The organism is Nostocoides japonicum T1-X7, from assembly GCF_001046855.1.
Classification (GTDB): Bacteria; Actinomycetota; Actinomycetes; order Actinomycetales; family Dermatophilaceae; genus Nostocoides; species Nostocoides japonicum.
In genome coordinates, this window is the sequence record NZ_HF570958.1 from 3,660,260 (window position 1) to 3,666,895 (window position 6,636).

Annotated in this window: 9 protein-coding genes; all 9 read right to left on the bottom strand. The window is 71.8% G+C overall.

Features of this window, described 5'->3' with window-relative positions; translation table 11 throughout:
• Positions 1–208: 208 nt before the first annotated feature.
• A complete protein-coding gene (lgt, locus tag BN12_RS16570; protein WP_048556516.1) occupies positions 209–1,153 on the bottom strand; it encodes a prolipoprotein diacylglyceryl transferase in 945 nt (314 codons plus the stop codon).
• Positions 1,150–2,040 carry a DsbA family protein gene (locus BN12_RS16575; protein WP_048554190.1) on the bottom strand — a complete coding sequence of 297 codons (891 nt, stop codon included), beginning with the start codon at positions 2,038–2,040 and terminating at the stop codon, positions 1,150–1,152. The genes lgt and BN12_RS16575 overlap by 4 nt, the downstream gene beginning before the upstream one ends.
• A 66-nt stretch (positions 2,041–2,106) precedes the next feature.
• Positions 2,107–2,616, bottom strand: coding sequence for a DoxX family protein (locus BN12_RS16580; protein ID WP_048554192.1), 510 nt, complete (start codon positions 2,614–2,616; stop codon positions 2,107–2,109).
• The gene (gene trpA, locus BN12_RS16585; RefSeq protein WP_048554194.1) at positions 2,613–3,419 is read right to left on the bottom strand and encodes a tryptophan synthase subunit alpha; all 807 of its coding nucleotides are present in this window, start codon (positions 3,417–3,419) and stop codon (positions 2,613–2,615) included. The genes BN12_RS16580 and trpA overlap by 4 nt, the downstream gene beginning before the upstream one ends.
• A complete protein-coding gene (gene trpB / locus BN12_RS16590; protein WP_048554196.1) occupies positions 3,416–4,624 on the bottom strand; it encodes a tryptophan synthase subunit beta in 1,209 nt (402 codons plus the stop codon). Before trpB ends, trpA begins: the two co-directional genes overlap by 4 nt.
• The gene (trpC, locus tag BN12_RS16595; RefSeq protein WP_327152663.1) at positions 4,621–5,424 is read right to left on the bottom strand and encodes an indole-3-glycerol phosphate synthase TrpC; all 804 of its coding nucleotides are present in this window, start codon (positions 5,422–5,424) and stop codon (positions 4,621–4,623) included. Before trpC ends, trpB begins: the two co-directional genes overlap by 4 nt.
• 76 nt (positions 5,425–5,500) lie before the next feature.
• Positions 5,501–5,947: a DUF2752 domain-containing protein gene (locus BN12_RS16600; protein WP_048554198.1), complete on the bottom strand. Its 447-nt coding sequence runs from the start codon at positions 5,945–5,947 to the stop codon at positions 5,501–5,503.
• Entirely contained in the window at positions 5,925–6,155 is a 231-nt protein-coding gene (locus BN12_RS16605; protein ID WP_048554200.1) for an HGxxPAAW family protein, read from the bottom strand. The genes BN12_RS16600 and BN12_RS16605 overlap by 23 nt, the downstream gene beginning before the upstream one ends.
• 83 nt (positions 6,156–6,238) lie before the next feature.
• Positions 6,239–6,636, bottom strand: a 398-nt coding sequence (locus tag BN12_RS16610; RefSeq protein WP_048554202.1) for a Trp biosynthesis-associated membrane protein, incomplete at its 5' end; no start/stop codon positions are given.

Sequence of the window (6,636 nt, forward strand, 5' to 3'; positions counted from 1 at the left end):
CCCCACCAGAACGTCACCACATACCTCCACCCCTGGGTGCCCTCCGCAGTCGAGGTACCCCGACCCCACCAGAACGTCACCACATACCTCCACCGCCAAGGTGCCCTCGGCAGTCGAGGTAACCCGACCCCACCAGAACGTCACCAGATACCTCCACCGCCAAGGTGCCCTCGGCAGTCGAGGTATCCCAATCTCACCCGACGCGGGGTCAGGGCGAGGTGGACGAGCCCGGGCCGGGGTCGGCGGTGTCGGAGGGCCCACTCGATGGGGCGGGAGAGGTGTCGACACGCCCGCTCGACGAGGCGGGATCGACCTGGCCCCTCGCGGAGGCGGCGCGGCCGGCGCTGAGGTAGAGCCAGATGCCGAGGAGGAAGACGAGCAGGCAGGTCCACACGTTGACCCGGAGGCCGAGGATGTGGTTCGCCTCGTCGGAGCGCATGAACTCCATGACGACCCGTCCGCAGGGGTAGCCGATGACGTAGAGGGCGAAGATCTGGCCCGGGGCGAAGTCGCGGACCTTGTCCAGGCGCAGGAGGAGGAGGCCGAGGAGGACGAGGAAGACCGACTCGTAGAGGAACGTCGGCTGGAAGGTGCCGATGACGACCGGCTTGCCCGAGGCGTCGACGACGGCGCGGCCTTGGGACTCGTCCCACTGGTGGATCGTCAGACCCCACGGGGCGTCCGTCGCCCGGCCGTACAGCTCGTTGTTGAACCAGTTGCCCCACCGGCCGAGCGCGTGGGCGAAGATGACGCCGGGCGTCGCGGCGTCGGCATACACCCGGAAGGGCACGTGGAACCGCCGGCAGCCGAGCCACGCGCCGAGCGCCCCGAGCGCGATCGCGCCCCAGATGCCGAGGCCGCCGTGCCAGATCTTCAGGGCGTCGAGCGGGTGTCCGCCCTCCCCGAAGTAGGGCTGCGGCGTCGTGATGAGGTGGTAGAGGCGGCCGCCGACGATGCCGAAGGGCACGGCGAAGACCGCCACGTCGAGTGCCTTCGTCGCCTCGTAGCCCCGCCCCTCGAGCCGGCGTCCGGTGAGCCAGACCGCGAAGATGATCCCGATGAGGATGCACAGGGCGTAGGCGCGGATGAGCAGCGGCCCGACGTGGAACGCCGAGACCGTCGGGCTCGGGATCGAGGCGGCGAGACTGGTCAGCTGAGGTCCTTCGCGTTCTTCAGATCGGTGGAGATCTGACTCTGCGAGAGGGTGCCCGTCTCGAGGGCCTTGCTGAACGCCGCCGCGTCCGGCTGCCCCGCCGACGTCGAGAAGGCCTGCCAGTTGACCGGCTTGTGGTTGACGAAGACGGCCGGCGTCCCCGTGATCCCCGCCTTGTAGGACGCGTCGTCGGTGCTCTTGACGTAGTTCATGTACTTGCCGGCATCGGCGCACTTCTGCCACGTGTCGAGCGCCGTGCCGGACAGGCCGGCCTGCTTGGCGAACTGGGTGAACTGGGCGTTCGTGAACGTCGAGCCCTCGTCCGGCTGGTTGGTGTAGAGGAGGTTGTGGTACTTCCAGAAGTACTGCGAGCCGGCCTCGGCGACGCACAGCGCGTTGTTCGCGGCCTGCTGGCTGTTGTCGCCGCCGTAGTTGCTGTCGATGACCGTCTTGAAGAAGTAGACGAGCTTGACCTTGCCCTCCGTCGCGAGTTGCTGGATCGACTCGCCGAACGCCGACTCCAGCTGCTTGCAGATCGGGCAGCGGAAGTCCTCGTAGATCGCGACGGTCGGCGCGCCGGCGACGAGCTTGACGTCCTGGTTGGCCTGCCAGCCCTTCCCCATCGCCGAGACGCCGGCCGGCAGGGCCTTGCCACCCTGGGAGACCTGGTTCTTCTGGTGGATCGAGTTGAAGATCACCCCGCCGACGATCGCGACGATGGCGACGACCGCGACGATGCTCCCGACGACGATCTTGTTGACCCCCGTCCCGCCGCTGCTCTTGCGCGCCGCGTCGATCTTGGCCTGGCGCGACTGCTGCGACGACGCGCCGCCCTTGCCCTGCGGCCGCGGCTGCTGGGCCCGGGCCTTCGTCTTCGACTTCGCCATCGGTGGAACGTCTCCTTGGGTGCTGCGGCCACGTGGTGCGGCGGCCGATTGTGTCAGGCCTGCCTGTCAGCGTCCGAACAGGACCCGGTCGAGGGAGGCGAGGGACTGTGGACGCCACACGAGCCAGGCGGCGCAGACGGCCAGCCCGGTGTCCCGGGCGATCTCCTGGGGGTACCGCGTCGCGCTCGCCGCGACCTCGCCCCCGCCGCCGAAGCAGCCGCAGTCGATGTGCAGCCCACGGGCCCAGGCCTGGCTGATGCCGATGATGAACGCGACCATGAGCAGCCCGCCGATGAGGGCGGCGAACCGGGTGAACAGACCGGTGATGAGGAGGAGACCGACGACGATCTCGACGATGGGCAGGGCGTACCCGACGTAGGTCGCGACGTCGTACGGCATGATCCGGTAGCCCTGGACGGCCCGGGCGGCCCCCGCCGGGTTCCCCACCTTGAGCCAGCCGGCGACGACGAGGACGATGCCGAGCGTCAGCCGGGCGAGGAGCCCGACGACGTCGAGCGTCAGCTCCTTGCGCCGGGAGGGCCCGGCGTCGGCGGACGTCTGCGTGGCAGCGGTCATCGACCCGTTCTCACTCCCTGCGCCAGTTCCTCTGTCAGCGTCCTCAACGCGGCGAGACCCTCCTCCGGTTCCCGATCGGTGAGCGCCGCGACGAGCGCGGAGCCGACGATGACCCCGTCGGCGAACGAGCCGACCTCCGCGGCCTGCTCCCCCGTCGAGACGCCGAGCCCGACGCATACCGGCAGGTCGGTGACCGCGCGGGTCCGCTCGACGAGGTCGCGGGCGGCGGACCCGACGGACGACCGGGCACCGGTGACGCCCATCGTCGAGGCGGCGTAGACGAATCCGCGACAGGCCCGGGTCACCCGCTGGAGGCGCTCGGTCGTCGAGCTCGGGGCGACGAGGAAGACCCGGTCGAGCCCGGTGCGGTCGCTCGCGGCGATCCACTCGGCCGCCTCGTCGGGGATGAGGTCCGGGGTGATGAGACCACCGCCCCCGGACGCGACGAGCCGGTCGGCGAAGCGGTCCACCCCCGCTCGGAGGACGAGGTTCCAGTAGAGCATGACGAGCGGCGGCGCCCCCGCGGCCCGGACGGCCTCCGTCGCGGTGAAGACGTCGGCGACGCGGCTGCCGCGCTCGAGGGCCAGCGCGACGGCCCGCTGGATGACGGGGCCGTCCATGAGCGGGTCGCTGTACGGCACCCCGACCTCGATGATGTCGGCGCCGGCCTCGACGAGGATCTCCATGGCGCGGACGGAGGTCTTGAGGTCGGGGAAGCCGACGGGGAGGTATGCGACGAGCGCGGCGCGGTTCTCGGCGCGGCACCGGGCGATGACGGCCTCGGCCCCCACGGTCTGCGTCATGCGTCCCCTCCCCCGTCGGCGGCGGCATCGTCGAGGAGACCGAACCACCGTGCGGCCGTGTGCACGTCCTTGTCGCCACGCCCGGACAGGTTGACCAGCAGGAGGCTCTCCGGTCCGAGCTCGGAGCCCACCTCCATCGCGCCGGCGAGGGCGTGGGCGGACTCGATGGCCGGGATGATCCCCTCGGTCCGGCACAGCAGCTCGAAGGCGCGCATCGCCTGCTCGTCGGTGGCGTACCGGTACTCCGCCCGCCCCGAGTCGCGCAGGTAGGAGTGCTCGGGGCCGACGCTCGGGTAGTCCAGGCCGGCCGAGATCGAGTGGGACTCGATCGTCTGGCCGTCGTCGTCCTGCATGAGGTAGCTGAACGTCCCGTGGAGCACCCCGGGCGAGGACGAGGCGAACCGCGCGGCGTGCCGGCCCGAGGCGATGCCCTCTCCCCCCGCCTCGACGCCGACGAGCCGGACGCCCTCGTCGTCGATGAACCGGTGGAAGATGCCCATGGCGTTCGAGCCGCCGCCGACACAGGCGATGACGGCGTCGGGCAGCCGGCCCGCGAGGTCGAGGATCTGGCCGCGCGCCTCGACGCCGATGATCCGGTGGAAGTCGCGGACCATCTCGGGGAAGGGATGGGGCCCGGTCACCGTCCCGAGGAGGTAGTGGGTCGTCCCGACGTTCGTCACCCAGTCGCGCAGCGCCTCGTTGATGGCGTCCTTGAGCGTCGCGCTGCCGGTCGACACGGGGACGACCTCGGCGCCGAGCATCCGCATCCTCGCGACGTTGAGGGCCTGCCGCTCGGTGTCGACGCGACCCATGTACACCCTGCAGTCGAGGCCGAGGAGCGCGGCGGCGGTCGCCGTCGCGACCCCGTGCTGGCCGGCGCCGGTCTCGGCGATGACGCGCGACTTGCCCATCCGCTGGGTGAGCAGCGCCTGGGCGAGGACGTTGTTGATCTTGTGCGAGCCGGTGTGGTTGAGGTCCTCGCGCTTGAGGACGACCCGGGCGCCGCCGCAGTGCTCGGCGAAGCGCGGCACCTCCGTCACGATGCTCGGGCGACCGGTGTACGTGCGGTGCAGGCGGTCGAGCTCGCCGAGGAACCCCGGGTCGAGCATCGCCTTGGAGCGCGCCTCGTCGAGCTGCTCGAGGGCGGGGATGAGGGCCTCGGGGACGTAGCGCCCGCCGAAGGCGCCGAACCGGCCGTCGGTCACGAGGCCACCTGCTGCCGGAGCAGCTCCTCGACGGCGAGCACCGGGTCCGCTCCGGTGACGAGCGCCTCTCCGACGAGGATCGCGTCGGCCCCCTGGCCGGCATACCAGGCGGCGTCCGACGGGCCGGTGATCCCCGACTCGGCGACCTTGACGCACCCCGGCGGGATGAGCGGCGCGAGCCGGGAGAAGGTGTCGGGGAACACCTCGAGGGTCTTCAGGTTGCGGGCGTTGACGCCGACGACGAGGGCGCCCGCGTCGACGGCCCGCTGCGTCTCGACCTCGTCGTGCACCTCGACGAGGGCCGTCATCCCGAGCTCACCCGCGAGGCGCAGGAGGTGCCCGAGGTCCACGTCCGACAGCGCCGCGACGATGAGCAGGACGATGTCCGCACCGTGGGCCCGCGCCTCCCACAGCTGGTAGTCGGTCACCATGAAGTCCTTGCGCAGGACGGGGATGTCGACGGCGGCCCGCACGGTGTCGAGGTCGTCGAGGCTCCCCCCGAACCGGCGGCGCTCGGTGAGGACGCTGATGGCGGTCGCGCCTCCTGCCGCATACGCGCCGGCCAGGGCCGCGGGATCGGGTATGCCGGCGAGGTCGCCCTTGCTCGGGCTGCGTCGCTTGACCTCGGCGATGAGCGAGAGGTCCTCCCGGCGGAACAGCTCCTCGGCGTCGATGGCCGGCGCGGCCCGCGCGGCGCGCCTCTGGAGCTCCGCGAGACTCGTCGCCGCCTGCCTGCCGGTGGGCGAGGTCCTCGCGGACCCCGGCGATGATCTCCTCGAGAACCGTGGGCATGTGCTCAAGGGTAGTCGGGCGGCCGGTGGGATCCGGCCACCGTCCATCCGACTGGCGAGCGCCCCTCGCCGAGCCGTCTCGAGCTCAGGGCTGGAGGAACGCCAGTCCGGGGACGAGCAGCCGGAGCGCACCGAAGAGGAGGAGCCCGGCGAGCCAGGCGCTCGCCAGCCGGCCGTGGACCGGCGACCAGTCCACCGGCCGGGCTCGCACCCGCCCGACGAGCCAGAGGACCCAGAGAACGACCCCCAGGCCGACCGACCCGACGGCGTAGGCGTTCGACCCGAGGGCGGCGAGGAGGTCGCCGTGGAGCAGGTCGTCGACCGCGCGCAGCCCGCCGCACGCCGGGCACGGACGGCCGGTCAGCAGGAGGAAGGGGCAGTAGCCCCAGGAGCCGGGCTGGTGGGGGTCGTGGACGAGGAGGCCGAGGCAGAGCGCTGCGGCACCGCCGCCGACGAGGAGCGGCTCGCGGACCCGGCGCGCGAGGCCACCGGTCGAGGTGGCGCCGAGGTCAGATGGTGTCGAGAGGGTCACGCTTGACCGGTGGCCTCGAGCCGAAGCCGGCCATCGAGAGCACCTTCGCCGAGATCGCGCCGACGATGGCGATGACCGCCCCGACGATGAACAGCCAGAGGGTGGGAAAGAGGACCGAGAACGCCATGATGACGGCCCCGACCATGATGATGGCGACGCTGACCCACGCAGCGACGCTGTGACCGTGGTCCTCGTGCTCGTCGGACATGGGGGCTGCTCCTTCGTCTTGTCCAGCGGGGCCGTGTGGTCCAGTGGGGCCGGGCGTTCGCACCGATTGTGTCAGGTCCGCCCTCACGATCGGTGCGGGCTCTCGTCGTCGGTCGGGTCGTGTCCCTCCGAGAGCTGCTGCCAGGCGCTTCTCGCCCGCTCCCCTCGGCTCCCCGCGACGTCCGCCGCGCCTGCCCCCGCGTCCTTCTCGTACCGCGCCGACAGCCCGCCCCAGGTGCGCCTCCCGGTTGCGGCCAGGACGAAGGCGGCGGCGAGCAGGACGACGGCGGCGGATGCGGCATACGCCCAGGCCGTCGGGCTTCCGGTGCTCGGCACGGACCCCGTGCGCCCCAACTGATGGGCGACGGCCCGGCCGAGCGCGGCATCGGGGTCGAGGAGGAAGCGGACGACGTCGACGGCGAGGAACGCCGTCGCGCCCGCGAAGGCGACGAGGCCGACGAGGCGGCCGATCCGGCCCGCCG

What these genes read in the sequence shown, in the direction of transcription:
- BN12_RS16575 (WP_048554190.1), bottom strand. Translation starts at nt 2,040, where the DNA reads ATGGCGAAGTCGAAGACGAAGGCCCGGGCCCAGCAGCCGCGGCCGCAG.
- BN12_RS16580 (WP_048554192.1), bottom strand. Translation starts at nt 2,616, where the DNA reads ATGACCGCTGCCACGCAGACGTCCGCCGACGCCGGGCCCTCCCGGCGC.
- trpA (WP_048554194.1), bottom strand. Translation starts at nt 3,419, where the DNA reads ATGACGCAGACCGTGGGGGCCGAGGCCGTCATCGCCCGGTGCCGCGCC.
- BN12_RS16605 (WP_048554200.1), bottom strand. Translation starts at nt 6,155, where the DNA reads ATGTCCGACGAGCACGAGGACCACGGTCACAGCGTCGCTGCGTGGGTC.